The sequence below is a fragment of the Streptomyces sp. I05A-00742 genome, from assembly GCF_013055795.1.
Taxonomy (GTDB): Bacteria; Actinomycetota; Actinomycetes; order Streptomycetales; family Streptomycetaceae; genus Streptomyces.
Genome location: NZ_JABETO010000042.1, coordinates 18236 through 40457 on the forward strand (window position 1 = coordinate 18236; position 22222 = coordinate 40457).

The 22222-nt window shown below is 69.0% G+C and carries 14 protein-coding genes; 7 read left to right on the forward strand and 7 right to left on the reverse strand.

The annotated features are described in order from the left end of the window. Window positions 1-35: 35 nt before the first annotated feature. Complete coding sequence (locus HN013_RS27510) at window positions 36-1664, reverse strand: ABC transporter substrate-binding protein (protein ID WP_171170900.1); 1629 nt, start codon at window positions 1662-1664, stop codon at window positions 36-38. A gap of 657 nt (window positions 1665-2321) precedes the next feature. On the opposite strand from HN013_RS27510, the gene HN013_RS27515 reads away from it, so the two are divergent. The 7 genes from HN013_RS27515 to HN013_RS27545 all read left to right on the forward strand — a co-directional run bounded on the left by HN013_RS27515 (window position 2322) and on the right by HN013_RS27545 (window position 13660). Further along, entirely contained in the window at window positions 2322-2492 is a 171-nt protein-coding gene (locus HN013_RS27515; RefSeq protein ID WP_171170902.1) for a hypothetical protein, read from the forward strand. Between the two features lie 80 nt (window positions 2493-2572). Further along, entirely contained in the window at window positions 2573-5662 is a 3090-nt protein-coding gene (locus HN013_RS27520) for a lantibiotic dehydratase (RefSeq protein ID WP_171170904.1), read from the forward strand. A gap of 1 nt (window position 5663) precedes the next feature. Beyond that, on the forward strand, window positions 5664-6983 hold the full coding sequence (locus HN013_RS27525) for a lanthionine synthetase C family protein (protein ID WP_171170906.1): 1320 nt from the start codon (window positions 5664-5666) through the stop codon (window positions 6981-6983). Window positions 6984-7418: 435 nt separating this feature from the next. Then, window positions 7419-7580, forward strand: coding sequence for a hypothetical protein (locus HN013_RS27530; RefSeq protein ID WP_171170908.1), 162 nt, complete (start codon window positions 7419-7421; stop codon window positions 7578-7580). A gap of 75 nt (window positions 7581-7655) precedes the next feature. Next, the gene (locus tag HN013_RS27535; protein ID WP_249375474.1) at window positions 7656-10709 is read left to right on the forward strand and encodes a lantibiotic dehydratase; all 3054 of its coding nucleotides are present in this window, start codon (window positions 7656-7658) and stop codon (window positions 10707-10709) included. Further along, window positions 10706-12004 (forward strand): lanthionine synthetase C family protein, encoded by a 1299-nt coding sequence (locus HN013_RS27540; protein ID WP_171170910.1) that lies wholly within the window; start codon window positions 10706-10708, stop codon window positions 12002-12004. Before HN013_RS27535 ends, HN013_RS27540 begins: the two co-directional genes overlap by 4 nt. Window positions 12005-12385: 381 nt before the next feature. Then, complete coding sequence (locus tag HN013_RS27545) at window positions 12386-13660, forward strand: cytochrome P450 (protein ID WP_171170911.1); 1275 nt, start codon at window positions 12386-12388, stop codon at window positions 13658-13660. A gap of 247 nt (window positions 13661-13907) precedes the next feature. Here HN013_RS27545 and HN013_RS27550 read toward each other — a convergent pair whose 3' ends face one another. The 6 genes from HN013_RS27550 to typA all read right to left on the reverse strand — a co-directional run bounded on the left by HN013_RS27550 (window position 13908) and on the right by typA (window position 22186). Beyond that, complete coding sequence (locus HN013_RS27550; protein ID WP_171170913.1) at window positions 13908-15068, reverse strand: ABC transporter ATP-binding protein; 1161 nt, start codon at window positions 15066-15068, stop codon at window positions 13908-13910. Beyond that, window positions 15061-16116, reverse strand: a complete 1056-nt coding sequence (locus tag HN013_RS27555; protein ID WP_171170915.1) for an ABC transporter ATP-binding protein — start codon at window positions 16114-16116, stop codon at window positions 15061-15063. The genes HN013_RS27550 and HN013_RS27555 overlap by 8 nt, the downstream gene beginning before the upstream one ends. Before the next feature lie 11 nt (window positions 16117-16127). After that, a complete protein-coding gene (locus tag HN013_RS27560; protein WP_398980851.1) occupies window positions 16128-17117 on the reverse strand; it encodes an ABC transporter permease in 990 nt (329 codons plus the stop codon). A 34-nt stretch (window positions 17118-17151) separates the two neighbouring features. After that, complete coding sequence (locus HN013_RS27565) at window positions 17152-18078, reverse strand: ABC transporter permease (RefSeq protein ID WP_171170919.1); 927 nt, start codon at window positions 18076-18078, stop codon at window positions 17152-17154. Window positions 18079-18171: 93 nt separating this feature from the next. Continuing rightward, the gene (locus tag HN013_RS27570) at window positions 18172-19800 is read right to left on the reverse strand and encodes an ABC transporter substrate-binding protein (protein ID WP_171170921.1); all 1629 of its coding nucleotides are present in this window, start codon (window positions 19798-19800) and stop codon (window positions 18172-18174) included. 481 nt (window positions 19801-20281) lie between these two features. After that, the gene (gene typA / locus HN013_RS27575; protein ID WP_171170922.1) at window positions 20282-22186 is read right to left on the reverse strand and encodes a translational GTPase TypA; all 1905 of its coding nucleotides are present in this window, start codon (window positions 22184-22186) and stop codon (window positions 20282-20284) included. Between the last annotated feature and the right edge of the window lie 36 nt (window positions 22187-22222).

The window sequence follows — 22222 nt, forward strand, 5'->3', positions numbered from 1 at the left end:
GGTTCCTCGGTCTGTCGGTCAGGCGGCGGCGCGGGTCACTTGACCTTGATCCGCTCGTAGACGGGCACGCTGAACTGGTTGAGCATCACGTCGGAGATATCGGCGGTGTAGCCGGCGTTGCCGTTCTGGTACCAGAGCGGGATCGCCGGCATGAGGCCGGCGAGGATCCGCTCGGCGTCCTGGAACTTGGCGACCGCCTTCCCGGTGTCCGACTCCGCGTTGGCCTCGTCGACCAGCCGGTCGAAGCGGGCGTCGCTGAACTTGCCGTAGTTCGACGAGCCGTCGGTGTAGTACTGCGGCTGGAGAAAGTTCTGGATCAGCGGGTAGTCCATCTGCCAGCCCGAGCGGAACATGCCCGTCATCCGCTGCTGAGTGATCTTGTTGCGGAAGTCGGCGAAGGTGCCCACCGGGTTGACCCTGCACGCCCCGTCGTCGCCGAGCGCGTTGTTGATGCTGTTGCACACGGCGTCCATCCACACCCGGTGGGACCCCGTGTCGACATTCGACGTGAGCGTGACCCGCCCGCCCGGCAGCCCGCCACCCTCCTTGATCAGCCTCTTCGCCTGCCCCGGGTCGTACGAGCAGGCCCCGCCGCACAGCCCCGGCCGGTAGCCGCCCCTGTCCCCGAGGACCGGCGACGTCCAGTCGGTCGCCGGCGTGCGGGTCCCGCGGTAGATCCGCCGCGTGATCTGCTCCCGGTCGATCGCCATGGACAGGCCCCGCCGCACCTTCTCCATGCCCGCCTTCGACCATTTCCCGTCGTACAGCGGGAAGAACAGCGTCTGGAGAATCCCGGCCGGCTGGTTGATGTACCGGTCCCCGATGTCCTTCCTGACGTTCCTCAGCTGCGTGCTGGGGATGTCGTCGACCAGATCGATGTTCCCCGCCTGGAGATCCGTGTACGCCGTGTTGCTGTCGGTGTAGACCCGGAGCTCCACCCCCGTGTTCTCCGCCTTGTCCGGCCCCGGATACCCGTCCCACTTACTGAGCCGCATCGCCGACCCCCGGGTGTACGCGTCCACCGCGTACGGCCCGTTCCCGACCGGCTTCCGAAGCCACCCCTCGTGATCCTCGAAGAACGCCCGCGGCAACGGCGCGAACGCCGCGTACCCCAGCGTGTCCGGCCAGGTCGAGAACTTGGTGCTCAGCTTGACCGTGAACGTCCTCGGATCCTTGACCACCAGCCCGGACAGCGTCCTCGCGGTGGGCGACCCGTTATCCGGGTGCACTTTTTCATAACCGTCAACATAGGCAAAGAAGGAGGCATTCTTCTGTTTGTTGTCCACCAGCGCAGCGTAATTCCACGCATCGACGAAGGACTGCGCCGTCACTTTCTCACCGTTACTGAACGCCCAGCCGTCCTTGAGCCGCACCGTGAAATTCTGCGCGTCACTCGACTCGATCTTCTCCGCCAGCATGTTCTCCGCGGCCCCGGTCTTCGGGTTGTACTGCTTCAGCCCCCGAAAGATCAGCGCCAGCACCTTCCCACCCTGCACCTCATTCGTATTCGCCGGCTCCAGCGCGTTCTGCGGATCCCCCCAGGAGGCCCGCACCACCCCGACGGTCCGCCCGTCGGTACCACCACCGCAGGCGGACGCAGCCGCAGCCGCCAGGAGGGCACACCCGACAGCTCCGCCGACCCGGAACCGCGCGCCTCCTCGCATGGGGCTGCCTCCTCGGGGTGGCGGGTCGGGGTACGGCGGGGACGCCGGGGTGTAGGCCCAAATATCACGGATCTGATCACTCGGTGCACTTTCACAGGCGCTGAATGTGCGGCTCACCGGGGAGAAACCGCCCGGATGCGGGAGCGGGAGTGCCGACGCAGCGCGGGAGTGGAGCCGGGTGGCGACCACGCCCGGAGCCCGCATCCTCGGACTCCGCAGCCGCCCCGCGCCGGGCATCGATGCGAAAGGAAGCGTTGGGCAATCACGCCCCATTCCCTATCGGATCGCGATTTCCCCCATACAAAGAGGGGGAAAGTGTCGCATCACCGTCTGGGCGTCGTGTCCTCGTCGACGCACCAAAAGGTGTTACCGGGCCTCAGGGCCTTCCGATTTTCCAGCACCACTCCGCACCAGTCTCGACCATGTGCGCTTGGGTGACCACGCAACGTGGACGGGCACACCCGACATCCGGCACGAAGAGGGATATCTTCTCGCAACGCAGAGACGCGACGGAAGGGGCTGGCTATTACCACCATTACCCGCAGCACCCTTGATCGATGCAGTTTCCCGTCCCTACTGTCGCCGCCAATCCGATCGAGAACTCGGTATCCGGCTCGCGCGGTCCGCCGACCATGCGACGAAAGTCAGGAGATTTCCATGACACACACGAACTCGCTCGACGTCGGCCAGGGGTACCTGGACGCCACGGAGCTGGACCTCGACGTCAGGATCACGGAATCCGACGTCACCGCCGACTTCGACCGCAAGGCCCTGACCACCACGGGATGGTCCGGAGGTGTCGGCTACGCCCGCTGCGGGGGTTGCTGACAGCCCACCGACTCCCCCCGGAAGGCGCTCGTCCGCCCTCCGGGGGCTTTTCATGACTCAGCACCCAGCGAGGGGGACAGTTGCGGTACGACCATTACGAGACGGTGGGGCCACTGTCGGTCCGCATGGCCGGTGCTGCCCACGACCGGCGTCTCCCGCCCTTCGATGCGACGGATCCGTTGCCGTACGTCCGGTCACTCGCCGCCGACCCGCTCCTCCGGGAAGCCGTCCAGGTCGCCAGCCCCGATCTCGCCAACGTCCTCGACCGGATCGACACCGGCATCCCTGTCAGCCCGAAGCGCCTTTACAAAGTTGCCCTGTCGCTCACCCGGTACGCGCTGCGCCACTCCGGCAGGACGACTCCCTTCGGGCTCCTCGCCGGTGTGACCACCGCACGCGTCGACCCGGCCCCGGGCGCGGAAATCCACGGGCCGGGCCGGAAGGCGGTCCATCTCGACGGGGCGTGGCTGGACCGCCGCCTCCGGATGTGGCTGGAGGTGCCGAGTGTCAGGCACCGGACCGATGTGGTTCTCAACGATCTGTGCCGCGTGCACGGCGGGCGGCTCCTGGTGCCCGCCGGGCGAGACGAGGTCTCGGTCCGGTGTACCTCTCTGGTCGACTGGGTGCGCGACGCCGCCGCCACCGCCCTGCCCTACGGCGAGTTGTTGGACAAAGCGACCGCCGCCTTCCCCCATACACCGGCCGAACGGATCGACGCCGCCCTGCTCGTACTGGTCCGCAGAGGCTTCCTGCTCACCTCCCTCGATCGCCCCGACCCTGGCGAAGCTACGCTGGATCGCATCGAGGCGGCCGTCGAGGCCGATCCCCAAGCGGCGGCGGAATTGCACGGAATACGGGCAGCCCTCCGCTCCTACGCGCGGACGCCGCCCGGTGAGGGCGGCGAGGCGCTGCGCCGGGTGTTCCGGGTGACGGGCACCGAGAACGGCCCGGCACCCTCCGTCCCGAACATCAGGGTGGATCTCCGCATGGACGCCGACGTCCGCGTGCCACGGGCCGTCACTGATGAGGCGGAACAGTACGCCTCGGCGATGAGCGGCATCGAGTGGAACCGGTCGGCTGCTCCATATCTTCCGGCCTACCGCGCAGCGTTCCTGGAGCGTTACAGCACGGCCATGGTGACGCTCGGCGAGCTCGTAGACCCCCAGCGCGGCCTCGGGTTCCCCGCGTCCTACCGGGCGCCCTTCGCCGACCAGGTGGTACCGACGCCCGGCTCCATGCACGGTGATGCCATCCGCGCCCGGCGCCGGCTGATCACCGAGCTGGCACAGGAGGCCCTGGCCTGTGACGGTGACGAACTGCGGCTCACGCCCGAGGTCATGGCTCTCCTGACGCCGGAGGAACCGCGGAAGGCGGGGCCACGGACGGTCCCGCACACGCTGGAACTCTGTTTCCAGCTGTTGTCCGAGAGCTCTGACGCCCTGGCCGGTGGAGAGTTCAAGCTGATCACCAGCCCTCACCCCGGTTCGTGGACCGCCGGCGCGACGACCGGGAGATTCGCGGAACTCACGGAGACCACCGACGCACTCGCCCGCCTGATGGGGACTCTTGACGACGGGGATACCCTGGCCGCCCAGGTCGTCTTCCGCCCCCACACCCCCGGTGCCCTGACCGCGCTCCAGGTGCCCCGCCTACTGCCGCATCTCATACCCGTCGGCACGTTCTCCGCCGGTGACGAGCCGGGGCGGCTCGACTGGCGCCGCCTCCTGGTCAGCGGCGATGCCTCGGGCCTATGGCTCACCGACCCCGACACTGGACGCCGCGTCCTGCCGGTGGTCCCGCACATGGTTTCCGCCACACAGGCGCCGGATGTGGCACGGTTGTTGCACGACCTCGCCCACGGCGGTTCCCAGGCCGCGCCGGCCTGGGAGTGGTATGGCCTGGACGATGACTTCCTCGTCCTGCCGCGGGTGACATTGGGCAAGGTGGTCGTCTCCCCGAAGCGCTGGCTCGCCGACAGCAGACTGCGCCGGGCCGCCGCGGACCCTGAGGTCTGGGATGACGCCGTAGCCGGCTGGCGAGACCGTCACCGTGTCCCCGAGCGGGTGCAGATTGCCCGGGCGGATCGCGGTTTCGGGCTCGACCTCGCAGACGCCTGGCACCGGACTCTGCTGCGTCACGAGGTGCTCGCGGGCGGCGCCCTGCGCATCGTCGAGGACCCAACGGCCGACGGCCGGGGCCTCGGCTGGGCCGCAGGGCACAGTACGGAGGTGGTGATTCCGCTGGTTCACCGCTCACCGAGGGCCGACGCACCGCCACGGCCCGGGACGGTCGCATCGTTCCCTGGGCGGACGGCGCCCCACCGTGCCGAGGTTCGTACCCGCCACCTGCCGGGTGAGGAGTGGCTCTACGCCAAGCTCTACGCGGCGGAGAACTTTCACGACGAGCTCTTGGGCACTCATGTACCACTCCTGCTCCACGACATCGGCGCCCACGTCGAACGGTGGTTCTTCATCCGGTACCGGGACCCCGACCCCCACCTGCGCCTCCGGTTCCACGGCGACGCACGGGCGCTCTCCTCCCGCGTCCTGCCCGAACTGGCGCGTAAGGTACGCGGGTTGCAGGATGCCGGACTGGTCAGGGCGATGACGCTGGACGCCTACGAGCCGGAGACCGATCGCTACGGCGGCCCCGACGCCCTGCCGCACGCGGAACGCCTCTTCCACCTGGACAGCCGGTCGGCCCTCGCCCAACTCGCCGCGCGGCCCGGTGCGTCACCGATTCCCGACGCTGTCCTGGCCGCCGCCAACCACGCCCTGCTGCTGGAGACTGTATACGGGCCGGATTGGTGCTCCTGGGCGGCCGAAGCGTTCGCGAAGGGGCACGGCCACACGGCATACCAACGACACCGTGACCTGTCCCGCCGGCTCATCGCGCCGGGCCGCACGGCGGCGGCGCTCGCGGGCCGCCTCTCCCTCCCCGCACTGGCGGACCTCTGGTCGGAGCCCGCAGCGATCGCAGCCTGCGACCTGCCCCTCCCTCAACGTGACCAAGTTCTCCACTCCCTGCTGCACATGCAATACGTCCGGTTGCTGGGCCTCGACCCCGAGGGCGAGGAGTGCGGGCGCGCTATTCTGCGCGGCGTCGCGCGGGACTACCTCGGGCGGCTCCAGCACACCCGATGCCCGGCCGGCGGACGAGGCGAGGGGTGAGGTGCCTACTTCCGCACACCGCGCCGCGGCCCTGTTCGTCGTCTCGCGGACGCTTGAAACGCTCGCCGATCCCGCGTCCGTGGCGGCCGACGTCGGCTTCCCGGACGACCACCTACGGCGAGACCACCCGGACGATCAGCCACTCTGGTCCGACCTCTCCATGGGTGGCTTCCCGGGGCTCTCCCTCGCGTTCAGCGCCAGCCGTGCCGGGGCCGTCGAGCATGCCGGCCGCACCCACATGTACTTGTGCGCATCCCTGACCGCGGCGAACAGGACTGCGGAGGGAACCGGCCTCTATGCGGGCCTTGGTTCAGCCGCTTTCGCCGCCCTAGTCGCTCATCGGGCCACCGGCGGATATCAGAAGGCGCTCGACCGGTTCGACGAGTACCACCGGATTCTGGTTCGGAAGGCTCTGCCTCGCGACACGCACGAACCCGTCGCGACCAACGGCGAGTTCGAGACCATCCGCGGCCTGAGCGGCATCGGCCGCCATCTGCTGGCGCGTGGCGCCACTTGTGAACCCGAGCTCCGTGCCGTCCTGACGTACCTCACCACCCTGGCGACAGGCACCGTCACCCACGAAGGCCACCAGGTTCCACGCTGGTGGGCACGGGCCATCCCCGAGAAAGGCCGGGAGTCGGACTTTCCAGCCGGGCATCTCAACCTCAGCCTGTCGCATGGCGTGTGCGGACCCCTCGCCCTGCTCTCGCTCGCGTGGCGGGGCGGCTTCGTCGTCGAGGGCCAGCGCGAGGCCATCGAGAACATCGTCAGCCTCCTGGAAAGCTGGGCCGTGCCCGAAGGCGACGGCCTCCGCTGGCCCTTCCACCTCTCCCTGGCGCAGTGGGCCGCCGGCCCCGCAGCACTCGACCTGCCTCGGCAGCGCCCCTCCTGGTGCTACGGCGCTCCCGGCATGACCCGCGCCGTCCAACTGGCCGCCCTCGCTCTGGACCGCCCCGACTGGCACGACCTCGCCCACCGCTCCCTGCTACCACTGCTCACCCGCCCCGTGGCCACCTGGGGCCTGGAGGAAGCCGCACTCTGCCACGGATCGAGCGGCGCCCTCCACCTCTTCGGGCTGCTCAGCGAGCATATTGACGACGACCGGCTCCGCATCGTCCAGGACGAGCTGGCGGCCCTCACCATCAGCCACTTCCATGAAGACCACCGCTTCGGCTTCCGCGCCGCCCTGACCAACGCCCCCCTCGGCGCCGATGTGCCCGGCTTCCTCGACGGCGCCGCCGGCATCGCCCTCGCCCTCGACGCCTACGCGCACGGCGGCCGCGCGCACGCCGGCTGGGACATGGCGCTGCTGGTCGCCTAGCGGAGGGACGAGCAAGAAACCGCCACCTAAAAGATCCGATCTCTTCCCGATTTACCAGGGCATGTGATTCCAGCAATCGGCCCACATATCACCCCATCAGGGCCCGCTTGCCGGACACCTCGAGCCGCGCCAATTCCTTTGAGGCGGAAACGGGATCTCACTCCAGAAATTACGCGACCGTCCGCTCCCTCCTGGGAGCCGAGCGTAATAAATCACACGGAGAAAATCGTCCTCAGGTCGGAAGTCACGATATGGCGGACAGCAGCGGAACGCCGCCGAATTCGGTTCATGCACCTTTCCGACCCACCGGAGAACTCCACTCACCCCCCTTGATCACGCCTATCGACAGCCCTACAGTCATGGCCAGTTCCCGGTAAGAAATTGCGCAGAACACGGAACTTTTCCGTGCCCTGCGCCAAAATAGGGAGGCATCTCATGACGCATATGAACCTGCTGGACGAAATGACCGAGTCCGCTGCTCTGGACCTCGACGTCCAGATCTCCTCCGACATGGCGGCGACGGACTTCCACGCGGTCAAGGGCCCCACCTCGGGCCACGCCTTCGCCGAGGCCGCGGACCCGACCTGCTGCTGGTGATCCCGCGCCCGGGGGTCTTCACGGCCCCCGGGCATTCCGCATCACCGGAGACACCCACCTGTGAAGGAGCCGGCCTTGCCGGGCGACCATTTCGACATCGCGGAACCGCTGCTCGTCCGCATGGCGAGCACCCCTCGCGAGGAGCTGCGCCCACAGGCCGCCGCGGGATCTCCGACGGGCATGCGCGAACTCGCCGCCGACCCGCTGCTGCGCGAGGCGATCCAGGTCGCCAGCACCAGCCTGGCGGACCGGCTCGATGAGCTCGATGCCGGGGCGGTCGTCAACGACCGGCGCGCGACCAGTGCGGCACTCTCCGTCACCCGGTACGCCCTGCGCGCCGGCGGCAGGCCCACTCCCTTCGGCCTCTTCGCGGGAGTGAGCCCGGCAAGCATCGGTGACACGGCGCATGTCGACATCCGTGGGCCCGGGCGGAAACAGGTACGCCTCGACGCCGAATGGCTCGACGCCCACGTTCGGGACCTGCTCGCCTCACCGACGGTCCGCAGGGAGGTCACGGTCGTTCTCAACGACCTCTGCCACCGCCGGGGCGAACGTCTGGTACTGCCGACGGCCGAGGGCGAGACAACGCTGCGTCGCACCGCGCTTGTCGCCCTGTTGACCGAAGCGGCGGCGAGTCCGGTCGCCTACCACGAACTGCTGGACAACGCCGCCACCGCCTTTCCCGACATCGCCGCCGACGACGTCGACACCGTGCTGGCACAACTCGTCCGGCACGACTTCCTGCTGACGTCGATCACGCCACTCGACCTGGGTGCCGAGGCGCTGGACCGGGTGGAGACCGCACTCGCGACCGCTCCGGAAGCGGCCGCGACGTTTCGGCGGATCCGCGACGGGCTCCGGGCCTATGAGCTGACAGCTCCCGGCAAGGGCTCCGAAGCCTGGCGCCGGGCCCTGCGACCGACCGGGTCGGTCACCTCGTCCGGCCGCCCGCCGATCCACGTCGACCTTCGCATGGACGCGGACATCCGGTTGCCCCGCATCGTGGCCCAGGAGGCCGAGGCCTACGCGTCCGCCATGTGGGCCATCTCGCCGGAGGGGCGTACCCATGCCCATATGCGCCGGTACTGTGACCGCTTCCTGGAGAAGTACGGGACGGACGCGCTCGTCCCGCTCGGGGAACTCGTGGACCGTCACCGCGGCCTGGGCTTCCCCGACACCTACGGCTCGTCCCCGGCGGACGACGGTTCACCGTCCGAACGGCCCGACGAGCCCCGCGAGCGCCGTCTGTTGACAGCGGAACTGGTGCACGACGCCCTGCTTCAGGAGGAACGGGAGCTCAGGCTCACACCGCAAGTGATCGACCGTATCGCCGCGACCGGCTCCGCGGTTCCCACCACCGCGCCGCCGTACTCACTGGAACTGTGCTTCCAGATTCTGGCGGACAACGTGACAGCCCTCGATCAGGGGGACTTCCGGTTGATCGGCAGCAGGCACTCCGGTTCCTGGACGGCAGGCGCGACCTCCGGCAGGTTCGCGGAACTGACCGGCCTCGCCGCTGATCTGTCACGTCTCATGAGCCGGCCGGCGGACGAGGGCGTCCTGCCCGCCCAGGTCGTCTTCCGGCCGCTCCGGCCCATGGCCCTCAACCTGGTCCAGGTCCCGCCCTTGCTCCCCCACCGGATCCCGGTCGGCGTCCATGCGGATCCCGGCCGACCGGACCACCTCGACTGGCGGCGTCTGCTCGTCCGCGCGACCACCTCACGGCTGCTGCTCGTGGACGAGCGGACCGGACGTCAGGTGCTGCCCGTGGTACCGCACATGGTGAGGCTCGACCGGGAGGCGCCCCACGTCGTGCGTCTGCTCGGGGACATCTCGCACGACAGGCCCCGGAACTGGCACGGATGGAACTGGTGCGGGCTGGAGACCCTGCCCGTGCTGCCCCGTGTCACCTTCGGCAGGGTCACCGCCGCACCCCTGCGCTGGCTGCCGGACCGTCGCGTGCGTGAGGCCGCCTCGGCGCCGGAGCAGTGGGACGACGCCGTCCGGCGGTGGCAGGAGCGCTACCGCGTACCGGACCAGGTGCAGATCGTCCGCGAGGACCGGGTGTACGGCGTCGACCTGACGAGTCAGTGGCACCGCACGCTGCTGCGGGACGAGGTGCGCACCGGCCCCGGAGTGATCATCGCGGAGGATCCCGCGGCGGACGGCCGAGGACTCGGCTGGGCACAGGGGCACAGCACCGAAGTGGTCTTCCCCTTCGTCCGCCGGCGCCCGGCCGACGCCGCACGTCCGACCGGGAGCGCCCGCGCCACATCGACCGGCATCCGGCACCTGCCCGGTGAGGAGTGGCTGTCCGTCAAGCTCTACGCGGCGGCGGACACCCATGACGAGTTGCTGCGCGCGTATCTCCCCGGGCTCCTCCGTGACGTGGTGCCCCACACCGACCACGGGTTCTTCATCCGCTACCGCGACCCGGAAGCCCACTTGCGTCTGCGGTTCCACGGCGTTCCCGCGACCCTCCGCTCGATCGTCCTGCCGGAACTCGCCCGCCACGCCCGGGCGATGCAGGACGCGGGAGCGGTGCGCGCCATGGTGCTGGACAGCTACGCACCGGAAACCGACCGCTACGGCGGCGAGGACGCGCTGCCGGCCGCCGAGCGACTGTTCTGCCTGGACAGCCAGTCCGCGCTCGCACACCTCACCCTGCTTCCCCACACCGGATCCACCGTTCCCTCGGACGTGCTCTCGGCCGCGCATCACGCCCTCCTGCTGGAGTCGCTGGGGGACTGGGACTGGTGCTCATGGGCCGGGCGGGTGTTCCCCAAGAGGCCGGCACACCGGGCCTTCCAGCGCGTCCGCTCCTATGCCCGGAACCTGGTGCGTCCGGGCCAGGTCGCCACGGCGATCGGCGAGCGGCTCGCCGCCCCTTCCCTGGCCCGGCTGTGGACGGACGCGCCCGAGACCCGCGCCTACGGCCGGTTCCTCCTGGCGCCGGACGGCAGCGGCCTCCGCTCCCCCGCCCACGAACGCTCCCTGCTCAGCCTGCTGCACATGCAGCACAACCGGCTGTTCGGTATCGACCCCGCCCACGAGGAAAGGGGTTACGCGATCCTGCGGGGCGCCGCACGGGATCACCTCGCGCGGCGGGACCGGGAGGCGAGGACATGAGCACGTCGCGTCGCCTCGCGGCCGTGGACGTCGTCCAGCACGTACTCGACCGGCTCACCGTCACGGCGTTCTCCACGGCCGGCGCGCCCGGAGCCGGGGCTCCGGTTCCGGACCGCAGTCCCGACGAGTCCCTGGCGGACCTGTCGTTGGCCGACGGGCACCCCGGTATCTCCCTCGCCTTCAGCGGGACGGTCCCCCGGCGCCCCGGGCACGCCGCCCGGGCCCACGACCATCTGGCACGGGCGACATCCATCCTGGCCCGCGGTGACGAACCCGCGGCGGGCATCTACAACGGTCCCGGCTCGATGGCCTACGCCCTGCTGATCGCCCATCGGTCCACCGGCGGATACCGATCGGCGCTGGAAAGGCTCGACGACTTCCAACGGAACCTGGTGCGCACGTCCCTGCCCGAGATCACCGACGCGCCGGTCGCCAGCAACGGACAGTTCGAGGTCGTCCGGGGCCTGAGCGGCATCGGACGGTACCTGCTCGCACGGGGCGAGACCTGCGCCCCGGAGCTCCGCCTGCTCCTCGGCCACCTGGTGGAACTGGCGCACGGCCGCGTGATGCTCCGAGGCCGTCCCGTACCCCGGTGGTGGACTGCGGTGCCCGCGTTGCCGGACCTGGAATCCGCGCTGCCCGACGGTCACCTGAACCTCGGCCTCTCGCACGGCATCGCCGGCCCCCTGGCCCTGTTGTCCCTCGCGTGGCGGGACGGCGTCGTCGTGGAGGGCCACCGCGAGGCCATCGAGCAGCTGGTGGGTCTGTTCGAGGAGTGGACGACCGAGGACGGCGACGGCATCCGCTGGCCCGACTACCTCGGACTCACCGACTGGTCGGCAGGCTATGGCCGGCCGACCGGCCGGACGAAGCCTCCCTCCTGGTGCTACGGCGCGCCGGGCACTTCACGGGCGATCCAGCTGGCCGCCCTGGCCCTCGACCGGTCCGACTGGCACGATCTCGTTCACCGCTCGCTGCTGCCGCTGCTCACCACGCCGCTCGACGCCTGGGGCACAGACACCCCTTGGCTGTGCCACGGCTGGGGCGGACTGCTCCACCTGTTCGGCCTGCTGAAGGAGCACATCGACGACCCGCGACCGGCCCGTGTCCACGAGCAACTGGCCACCGCGGTCCTGGAACGGTTCGACACCGGCACCCGATTCGGCTTCAGCTCACCGCACAGCAACGCCCCCGGCTTCCTGACCGGCGCCGCCGGCACCGCCCTCGCGCTCGACGCGTACGCGAACGGCGGGCGTGCGCACAGCGGGTGGGACATGGCGCTGCTCGTGAACTGAGGCCGCTTTCCGGAGGGCAGCACTCCAGCCGGGTCCCCTGCCTGTGCCGAGGAAGGCGATACGGGTCGCCGGCACGGATCTCATCGAGCGTCCCGACGAGCTCTATGCCGACACTCCAGACCCCATTCGCCCCCTCCGACGCCCCCGCCCGGCACCCGACACGAACCGTTCACGGAGCGCCCATTCCGCGGAAATCCCGTCGAACCGCACCCACCGGACCGCCGCGCGGAAATCCGACCGACGGCTCCCCCGATTTCTCTCGGCGATTTCCCTGTTGCCGGACCCCACCGGCTCAGTACGATGCGTCGTCTCGTATTCAAGTATCAACCCCCGTCGGTTGCACGGCAGTTCGGCGGTCGCGGACGACGAGGAGGAACGCGGATGAGCGATGCGCGCCCACGGCGCCAGGGGCGGGTGCGGATTCGTACCCAGGAATCCCCCGCGTCCCGGAATTCCGGCGGGTCCCGTACATCCGACGGCGTACTTTTCGACCCGCTTTCCCCGTCCTTCCTCCTGGACCCCTATCAGGTCTATACCAAGCTGCGGCAAGAGGACCCGGTGCACCGGCACGAGGAACTCGGGCTGTGGGTGATATCCCGCTACGAGAACTGCCGGTATGTGCTCCAGGAGGACGGGCTCTTCGCGGCGGATCCGCGGCGGCCGCGCGGGGACGGACTGCCCGGGCCTGAGGAGGCGGGAACGCTGGCGGCCGAGGACCGGGCGCCCGTCCGGGAGCTGCTGACGCATGCCTTCCGGACGCAGGACCTCGGACAGCTGGCCGCGGATGTCCGGGAGTTCACCCGTGAGCGCCTCGCGTGGCTGCACAGCGAAGGCCGGGAGGAGGCGGACTTCGTCTCCGCGCTCGCGGTGCCCGTCGCCTCGTACGCGGCGGGCGCCCTGTTCGGCGGTGGGCTCGCGCGGTGGGACGGGTACCTGGACGCCTGCGCGGACGCGGTCCGGGGCATGACGGCCGGGGCCACGCCGGAGGAGACCGACGCGGGGCTGCGGGCCAGGGCGCTGCTGGGGCAGATGCTGCGCACCGAGTACCGGTACGCGCACGGCGGCAGCGACCGCAGGGGCGGTCTCCTGCGCTACCTGCGGCTGCACGAGGCCGAGCACTCGGTCGGGGCCGAGGCCCTGACGGGGTCACTCGGCGCCCTGCTGTTCGCGGCCCTCAACTCGGGCCGCCGGCTGCTCGGCAACACCCTGAACGCCCTTGTCCGCACTCCCGGGGCGCTCCGCGGGTTCGCCGGACTGAGCGGCGCGGGAACGGCCGTCGCCCTGGACGAACTGATGCGGTACGACAGCCCGTTCCAGGCCCAGGACCGGACGGTGACCGCCGCGACCACCCTGGGCGGCCGGCGGCTGGCCGCCGGCGACCGGGTCAGGGTGCTGCTGGGCTCCGCCCACCGGGACCCCGAGGCGTTCCCCCACCCCGACCGCCTGGACCTCTCCCGCAGCCCCAACCCCCACTTCGCCTTCGGCGTGGGCCCCCACTCCTGCCTCGGGGTACCCCTGGCCCTGCTGGAGGCCCGCGTCCTGCTCACGGAGTTCGCCACCGCGCACCCGGACAGCACCCCCGTCGGGGACGGCACCCGGGAGCCCCACCCCACCCTGCGCGGCTTCACCGCGCTTCCGGTCACCCTCCCGCACTGAGGCGAGGGCTCATCCGGACGGCTCAGGACGGCTCCGAGCCCGAGGGCGGCGGCCACACCACGCCCGCCGCCCGCTTCTCCCCGCTCAGCGGTGCGCCGGCTCGTCCCGGGGCAGGAGCGAAGCACATGAACGTCGGCCGAATGCGCTCCCATGAGGGTGTCCCCCGACCGCCGGCAAAAGAGAAGCCCCCGCCCCGCCCCGGTCACCGGGACGGAGCAGGGGCGAAGGCCCTGCGGACGACGAACGCTTACGCCGCCCCCACCACCTGCTTCTCCTCCGCGAAGTGGCAGGCCGACTCGTGCGCGGCCGGGGTCTTCTTACCGGCGAAGACCTCGGGCACCGCCAGCAGCGGCACCTCCTCGGCGCACTTGTCCTCCGCCTTCCAGCAACGCGTGCGGAAGCGGCAGCCGGACGGCGGGTTGGCCGGCGAGGGGACGTCGCCGGTCAGGATGATGCGCTCGCGGCCCTCGCGGGCCTCGGGGTCGGGGACCGGGACGGCCGAGAGCAGGGCCTGGGTGTAGGGGTGGGTCGGGTGGTCGTAGATCTCGGAGTCGGTGCCGATCTCGGCCATCTTGCCCAGGTACATCACCCCCACCCGGTCGGAGATGTGCCGGACGATCGACAGGTCGTGGGCGATGAAGATGTAGGACAGGTTGAACTCGTCCTGCAGCCGCTCCATCAGGTTGACGACCTGCGCCTGCACCGAGACGTCCAGCGCCGAGACGGGCTCGTCGCAGATGATGATCTCGGGGTTGAGCGCCAGCCCGCGGGCGATGCCGATGCGCTGCCGCTGACCGCCGGAGAACTGGTGCGGGTAGCGGTTGACGTACTCGGGGTTGAGGCCGACGACGTCCAGGAGTTCCTGGACCCGCTTCCGGCGGTCGCCCTTGGGGGCCACCTCGGGGTGGATGTCGAAGGGCTCGCCGATGATGTCGCCGACGGTCATGCGCGGGTTCAGGGACGTGTACGGATCCTGGAACACCATCTGGATGTTGCGGCGCACGGCCTTCAGAGCCCGCCCCGACAGCTTGGTGATGTCCTGGCCCTTGTAGAAGACCTCGCCGGCGGTGGCCTTCTCCAGGGTCATCAGCAGCTTGGCGACGGTGGACTTGCCACAGCCGGACTCGCCGACGATGCCCAGCGTCTCGCCCTGGTAGAGGTCGAAGGAGACTCCGTCCACGGCCTTGACCGCGCCGATCTGCTTCTTGAAGAGGATGCCCTGCGTCAGCGGGAAGTGCTTGACGAGGTTGCGGACCTGGAGGATCGGCTCGCCGCGCTCGACCGGGGCGTCGAGGACGGCCTCGACCTCGGCGGTCGTGCTCGCGTCCGCCACCTGCACCTCGGAGACGTTGGGCGTCGCGTCCACGGCCTCATCCGTCTTGCCGGACTTCTTGCCGGTCTCAGCCATGGATCGTCTCCTTCCAGAAGTGGCAGGCGCTCCGTCGGCCCGGCAGCGCCGCGCCGTCCGCCTCGGCCACATCGTGCAGCGCCGGGATCTCCTCGCGGCAGATGTCCTGCGCCTTGGGGCAGCGCGGGCTGAAGGCGCAACCCGTCGGGATGTGCAGCAGGTTGGGCGGCAGACCCTTGATCGCGTACAGCTCCTGGCCCTTCTGGTCCAGGCGCGGGATCGAGTCGAGCAGACCCCGGGTGTACGGGTGGGCCGGGCGCTTGTACAGCTCACCGACGGGCGCGGTCTCGACGATCCGGCCCGCGTACATCACCGCGATCTTGTCGGCGACGTCGGCGACGACGCCGAGGTCGTGGGTGATGAGGATGAGGCCCATATTGAACTCGCGCTGGAGCTCGGCGAGCAGGTCCATCACCTGGGCCTGGACCGTCACGTCCAGGGCGGTGGTGGGCTCGTCGGCGATGATCAGGTCCGGCTCCAGGGCCAGCGCCATCGCGATCATGATGCGCTGGCGCATACCGCCCGAGAACTGGTGCGGGTAGTCGCCGACGCGGTCCTTGGCGGCCGGGATCCGGACGTGGTCCATCAGCTCGATGGCCTTGGCCTTGGCGTCCTTCTTCGACATGCCCTGGTGGATCCGGAACATCTCGCCGAGCTGGTAGCCCACGGAGAGCACCGGGTTCAGGGACGACAGCGCGTCCTGGAAGATCATGGCGATCTTCGCGCCACGGATCTTGCGGCGCTCCTCGTTGGGCATCGTCAGCATGTCCCGGCCGCGGAAGAGGATCTCCCCCTTGGGGATCTTCGCCGGCGGCATGTCGAGGATGCCCATGATGGCCTGTGCCGTCACGGACTTGCCGGAGCCGGACTCGCCGAGGACGGCGAGCGTCTCACCGGCGTCGACCGAGTAGTTGACGCCGTTGACGGCCTTGGCCACGCCGTCCCGGGTGTGGAACTCGACGTGCAGGTCGCGGACTTCGAGGAGCGGCCCGGCGTCCTGGCTCTTCTTCTCGGGGACGTCCGCGGTCTTCTCGGTAGTCGTGGTCACGTACGCCTCCCTCAGCGCAGCTTGGGGTCGAGGGCGTCGCGCACCGCGTCGCCGAGCAGGATGAACGCGAGCACGGTGAGGCTCAGGAAACCGGCCGGCATGAGCAGGGCGTGCGGACCGTCCCGCACGTCCTTCTGGCTGGCGGAGATGTCCACACCCCACGAGACCGTCGGGTCCTTCAGGCCGATGCCGAGGTACGACAGCGTGGCCTCGGTGGCGATGTAGCCGCCGAGCGCGATGGTGGCGACAACGATCACCGGACCGATGACGTTGGGCAGAATGTGCCGGAAGAGGATCCGGCTGGTGCCGGCGCCGAGCGCCCGGGCCGCCGTGACGAAGTCCGCCTGCTTCTGGATGATGACGGCACCGCGCATGACACGGGCGATCTGCATCCACCCGAAGGCGGTCAGAGCGAAGGTCACCGTCCACACCGTGCGGTTGGTGAACGCCTGCAGCAGCACCAGGCCACCGAGGAGCAGCGGGATACCGAAGAACATGTCGGTGATGCGGGAGAGGATGGTGTCGATCCAGCCGCCGAAGTATCCGGCGATCATGCCGACGATACCGCCGAGGACGGTGACGGCGAGGGTCACGCAAACGCCGACGATGATCGAGGCGCGGGCGCCGTGCACGGTACGCGCGTAGACGCTCTGCCCCTGGACGTTGTAGCCGAACCAGTCCTTCTGGAAGAAGTGGGACCAGTTGGGCGCGCCGAGGTAGTGATTCCGCAGGTCGGCCTGGCGCGGGTCCACGTCGGTGAAGAGCGACGGGAACGCGGCCATGAGGATCAGCAGGACGAGCAGCACGCCCGACGTCCAGAACAGCCAGCTGCCGCGCAGTTCGCGCCAGGCATCCTGGCCGAGGCTGCGGGACTTGTTGCCGTCGTCCTTCTTGCCGCCGCCGGCCGACTCGCCCGCCATGGTGGTGAGCTCGGTGGCCGCGGCGAGACTGGCGGCGGACGTGTCCGCGAAGCCACCGCTGAGGTTCGGACCGGCGCCCATGACGCTGCTGGGGGTCACCTGCTGGGGCTTGTTGTCAGGCATAGCGGATCCTCGGGTCCAGGACTGCGTAGAGCAGGTCGACGACCAGGCTGCTCACGAGGTAGATGAGCACCAGCACGGTCACGACGCCGACCACGGTGGGGCCCTCGCTGGTGTTGACGGCCTGGTAGAGCGTGTTGCCCACACCGGGGACGTTGAAGATGCCCTCGGTGACGATCGCACCGCCCATGAGCATGCCGAGGTCGGTGCCGAGGAACGTGACGACAGGAATGAGGGAGTTGCGCATCAGGTGCACCCCGACGACCCGGCGCCGGGGCAGGCCCTTGGCCACCGCGGTGCGGATGTAGTCGGCGCGGAGGTTCTCCGCCACGGTCGTCCGCGTCAGCCGGGTCACATACGCCAGCGAGAGCAGGGCGAGCACGACCGCCGGCAGGATCAGCTGGGAGATGTCCTCCGAGTCCCTGACGGTCGGGGCCACCAGCTTCCACTTCACACCGATCAGGAACTGGGCCATGTTGCCGAGCACGAAGACCGGAATGGACACCACGATCAGCGTGAAGATCAGAACCACTTGGTCCAGGATCTTGCCGCGCCGCAGGCCCGTGAGCACACCGAGGCCGATGCCGAAGACCAGCTCGATCGCGAAGGCGAACAGCGCCAGCCGAATGGTCACCGGGAAGGCGTCCGCCAGCAGGTCGGACACGGGCCGGCCGGTGAAACTCTGTCCGAAGTCACCCTGCAGGAGACCACTGATGTAGTCCCAGTACTGCTTGATCAGGGGTTGGTCCAGCCCGTATTCATGCTTCAGTTTCGCGACTGTCGCCGGGTCGGCCGCCTTCGACCCGAACATCGCCTTGATGGGGTCGCCCGGCAGCGAATACACCATCAAGAAAATAAGCAGCGTGGTCCCGATGAACACCGGGATCATCTGGAGCAGTCGCCTCGCGACAAAGCGCCCCATTGTTCCTCCTGTCGCCGACGGGCCCAGCGGCCGCCGCCTGTTCCTTGTGGGAAGCGGACGGCCACTGGGCCTACGTCACTGCAAACGTCCCGGTTACTTCTTGACCTCGACCTCGGTCCAGACGGCCTGGCGCTGGTAGTCCATCTTCACGTTCTGCACGCGCTTGGAGTACCCGGCGACGGTGTGGTCGGTGAAGAGCGGGATGGCCGGCATGTCCTCCATGAGCTTCTTCTCGGCCTCGAAGTAGCCCTTGTTGGCCTCTTCGGGCGTCTTGGCCTCGTCCGCCTTGTTCATCAGGGCGTCGACGGCCTTGTTGCTGTAGCCCATGTCGTTGGCGCCGGCACCGGTGCGGAACTGCTCGGTGACGAAGTTGGCGATGTTCGGGAAGTCCATCACCCAGGCCATACGGAAGGGGTTGCTGAGCTTCTTCTCGGTGATCAGGTCACGCGACTCCTGGAAGGTGGACTTCGCGTCGGTCACGCACTCGACCCCGGCGTTCTGCCGGATGTCGTTGCAGACCGCGTCCACCCACTCCTTGTTGGCGCCGTCGGCGTTGTAGGTGATGGTCACCTTGTTGCCGGGGACGCCGCCGCCCTGCTTGATGAAGTCCTTGGCCTTGGCCGGGTCGAACTTGCAGAACTCGCCACAGGCGCCGTCCTGCCAGCCGATCATGCCCTTCGGAGTGAAGCCGGTGGCCGCGTCCTTGCTGCCCTTGAGCGCCCTCTTGGCGATGGTCTCGCGGTCGATCGCCATGGACAGGCCCTGGCGCACCTTGGCCTTCTCCGGCTTCTTCCACTCGTCGTTGTAGAGCGGGAAGCCGATGTTGGTGTTGCCGCCGTACGGCTGGCTGATGGCGCGGTTGCCGAGGTCCTGCTTGAAGTTGCCCACCTGCGAGTTGGGCACCTGGTACATGATGTCGATCTTGTCCGACAGCAGTTCCGCGTAGGCCGCGTCGTCCTTGCTGAAGAACTTGAAGTCGATGCCGCCGTTCTTGGGCTTGTCGTCGCCCTTGTAGTCGGCGAACTTACGGACCTTGAAGTCGACCTTGTGGGCCCAGTCGCCTTCCATCTTGTACGGGCCGTTGCCGATCGGGTGCTCGCCGAAGGCCTTGGGGTCCTTGTAGAACGCCTCGGGAAGCGGGAAGAAGGCGTCGTAGTACAGCCGCTGCTTGAAGGTGGAGACCGGACGCGCGAGCTCGATGGTGAACTCGTTGTCGTTGACGACCTTCAGACCCGACATCGCGTCGGCCTTGGGGTCGCCCTTCTCCGGGTGGACCTCCTCGTAGCCCTTGATGGCCTCGAACCAGGAGGAGTTGAGCTGGGCGTTCTTGGCGTTGGCGGCCCAGTTCCACGCCTTCACGAAGGAGTTCGCGGTGACCGTCTCGCCGTTGTGGAACTTCCAGCCCGGCTTCAGCTTGACGGTGTAGTGCTGGTTGTCAGTGGTCTCGACGCTCTGCGCCTGCGCCATCTGCAGCTTGTTGTTGATGTCGAAGGTCACCAGACCACGCCACATGTTGGCCATCATGTAGTGGCCGCCGACCTCGTTGGTGTTGGTCGGGATGAGCCCACGCTGCGGCTCGGTGTTGTAGTAGGTGAAGACGCCGTTGGGGTCAACGGCCGCGTTGCCCTCGTCATCGTTACTGCTGCCGCCACCACAGGCCGTCGCCGCCATCGAGACGACTATCGCACCCACGACCCACTTGGCACTCTTGGCACCGCGCATGGGTATCCCTCCTCAGGAGTCCACTGTCACCAAAAGGGAGTCCGGCCCCCAGCGCTGACACCCCTGACAGCGGAAAGCAGGAACCGGCCCCCGAGTGTGCTCGTGAGTCCTCGCGCTCCCCACAGCGCGTGACCCATTGACCCGAGCTAATGGACCCACTATTGAGTACCGCCGCTCCTTAAACCACACTTACTGGGTCTCGCTTTGGTCACATCGATCACCGTCGCATGCCCGAAATCCGGACAAAGACGGCCCAGACAGACACGTACGAAACGGGCCGTTGGCGCCAGATCCGGAGGCCACTGTCCGATATCAGGACGCGGCCTCACGTCCTGTCAGGAAACGCCGAAGGCCCGGCACCCCTCGTACGGGGTACCGGGCCTGCGGGGCCGGTCCGGCGAACGGGCGCCGGACCGGCGGGGCTTGACGCGGGCCTGCGACGCCATCGGCCGACGCGGGCCGCAGCGCTCGCTACGGAGCCTCAGCGCTTGGCGCGGGAAGCCGTGCGGCCGCGCTCCTTCTGGTCCAGGACGACCTTGCGGATGCGGACGGCCTCCGGGGTCACCTCGACGCACTCGTCGTCGCGGCAGAACTCCAGGGACTGCTCCAGGGAGAGCTTGCGCGGCGGGACGATCGCCTCGAAGGAGTCGGCGGAGGAGGAGCGCATGTTGGTGAGCTTCTTCTCCTTGGTGATGTTGACGTCCATGTCGTCGGCGCGCGAGTTCTCGCCGACGATCATGCCCTCGTACACCTCGGTGCCCGGGTCGGTGAAGAGCACGCCGCGCTCCTGGAGGTTCGTCATCGCGAAGGCGGTGACGGCACCGGCGCGGTCGGCGACCAGCGAGCCGTTGTTACGGGTCTTCAGCTCGCCGAACCACGGCTCGTGGCCCTCGTGGATGGAGTGGGCGATACCGGTGCCGCGGGTGTTCGTCAGGAACTCCGTACGGAAGCCGATCAGACCCCGGGACGGGACGACGAACTCCATGCGGACCCAGCCGGAGCCGTGGTTGGACATGTTGTCCATACGGCCCTTGCGGGTGCCCATCAGCTGGGTGACGGCGCCCATGTGCTCCTCGGGCACGTCGACCGTGAGGCGCTCGACCGGCTCGTAGGTCTTGCCGTCGACCTGCTTGGTGACGACCTGCGGCTTGCCGATGGTCATCTCGAAGCCCTCGCGGCGCATCTGCTCGACCAGGATGGCCAGCGCCAGCTCACCGCGGCCCTGCACCTCCCAGGCGTCGGGGCGCTCGGTGTCCAGGACGCGCAGCGAGACGTTACCGACCAGCTCGCGGTCCAGACGGTCCTTGACCTGGCGGGCGGTGACCTTGCGGTCCTTGACGGCGGACTTGGCGTCCGCGCCCTTGCCCGTGCCACCGCGGCCGACCAGCGGCGAGGTGTTGGTGCCGATGGTCATCGAGATCGCCGGCTCGTCGACCGTGATCAGCGGCAGCGCGACCGGGTTCTCCGGGTCGGCCAGGGTCTCGCCGATCATGATGTCCGGGATACCGGCGACCGCGCAGATGTCACCGGGGCCCGCCACCTCGGCCGGCTTGCGGGTGAGCGCCTCGGTCATCATCAGCTCGGTGATGCGGACGTTGGAGATCGAGCCGTCGCGCTTGATCCACGCGACCGTCTGGCCCTTGCGCAGCTCGCCCTGCTCGACGCGGAGCAGCGCGATGCGGCCGAGGAAGTTGTCGGCGTCGAGGTTGGTGACGTGGGCCTGGAGCGGCGCGTCCTCCTCGTACGTCGGGGCCGGGACGTGCGCCAGGATCGTGGAGAAGAACGGCTCCAGGCTGGTGCTGTCCGCGGGGACGGTGCCGTCCTCCGGCTTGGTCAGCGACGCGATGCCGTCACGGCCGCAGGCGTAGACGATCGGGAACTCGATCTGGTCCTCGTCCGCGTCCAGGTCCAGGAAGAGGTCGTACGTCTCGTTGACGACCTCGTCGATGCGGGAGTCCGGGCGGTCCGTCTTGTTGATGCACAGGATGACCGGCATCCGGGCCTGCAGGGCCTTGCGCAGCACGAAGCGGGTCTGCGGCAGCGGGCCCTCGGAGGCGTCGACGAGCAGGACGACCGCGTCCACCATCGACAGACCGCGCTCGACCTCGCCACCGAAGTCGGCGTGGCCGGGGGTGTCGATGATGTTGATCGTGATCGGGGCCCCGCCGTCCTTGGGGTGGTACTTCACCGCCGTGTTCTTGGCGAGGATCGTGATGCCCTTCTCACGCTCCAGGTCGTTCGAGTCCATGACGCGGTCGTCGACGGATTCGAGCTGGTGGGCGGCGAAGGCACCGGCCTGCTTGAGCATGGCGTCGACTATGGTCGTCTTGCCGTGGTCGACGTGGGCGACGATGGCGACGTTACGAATGTCATGGCGCGTGGGCATACTTGCGGCGCTTCTCCCGGAATCGTGGATGGCCGC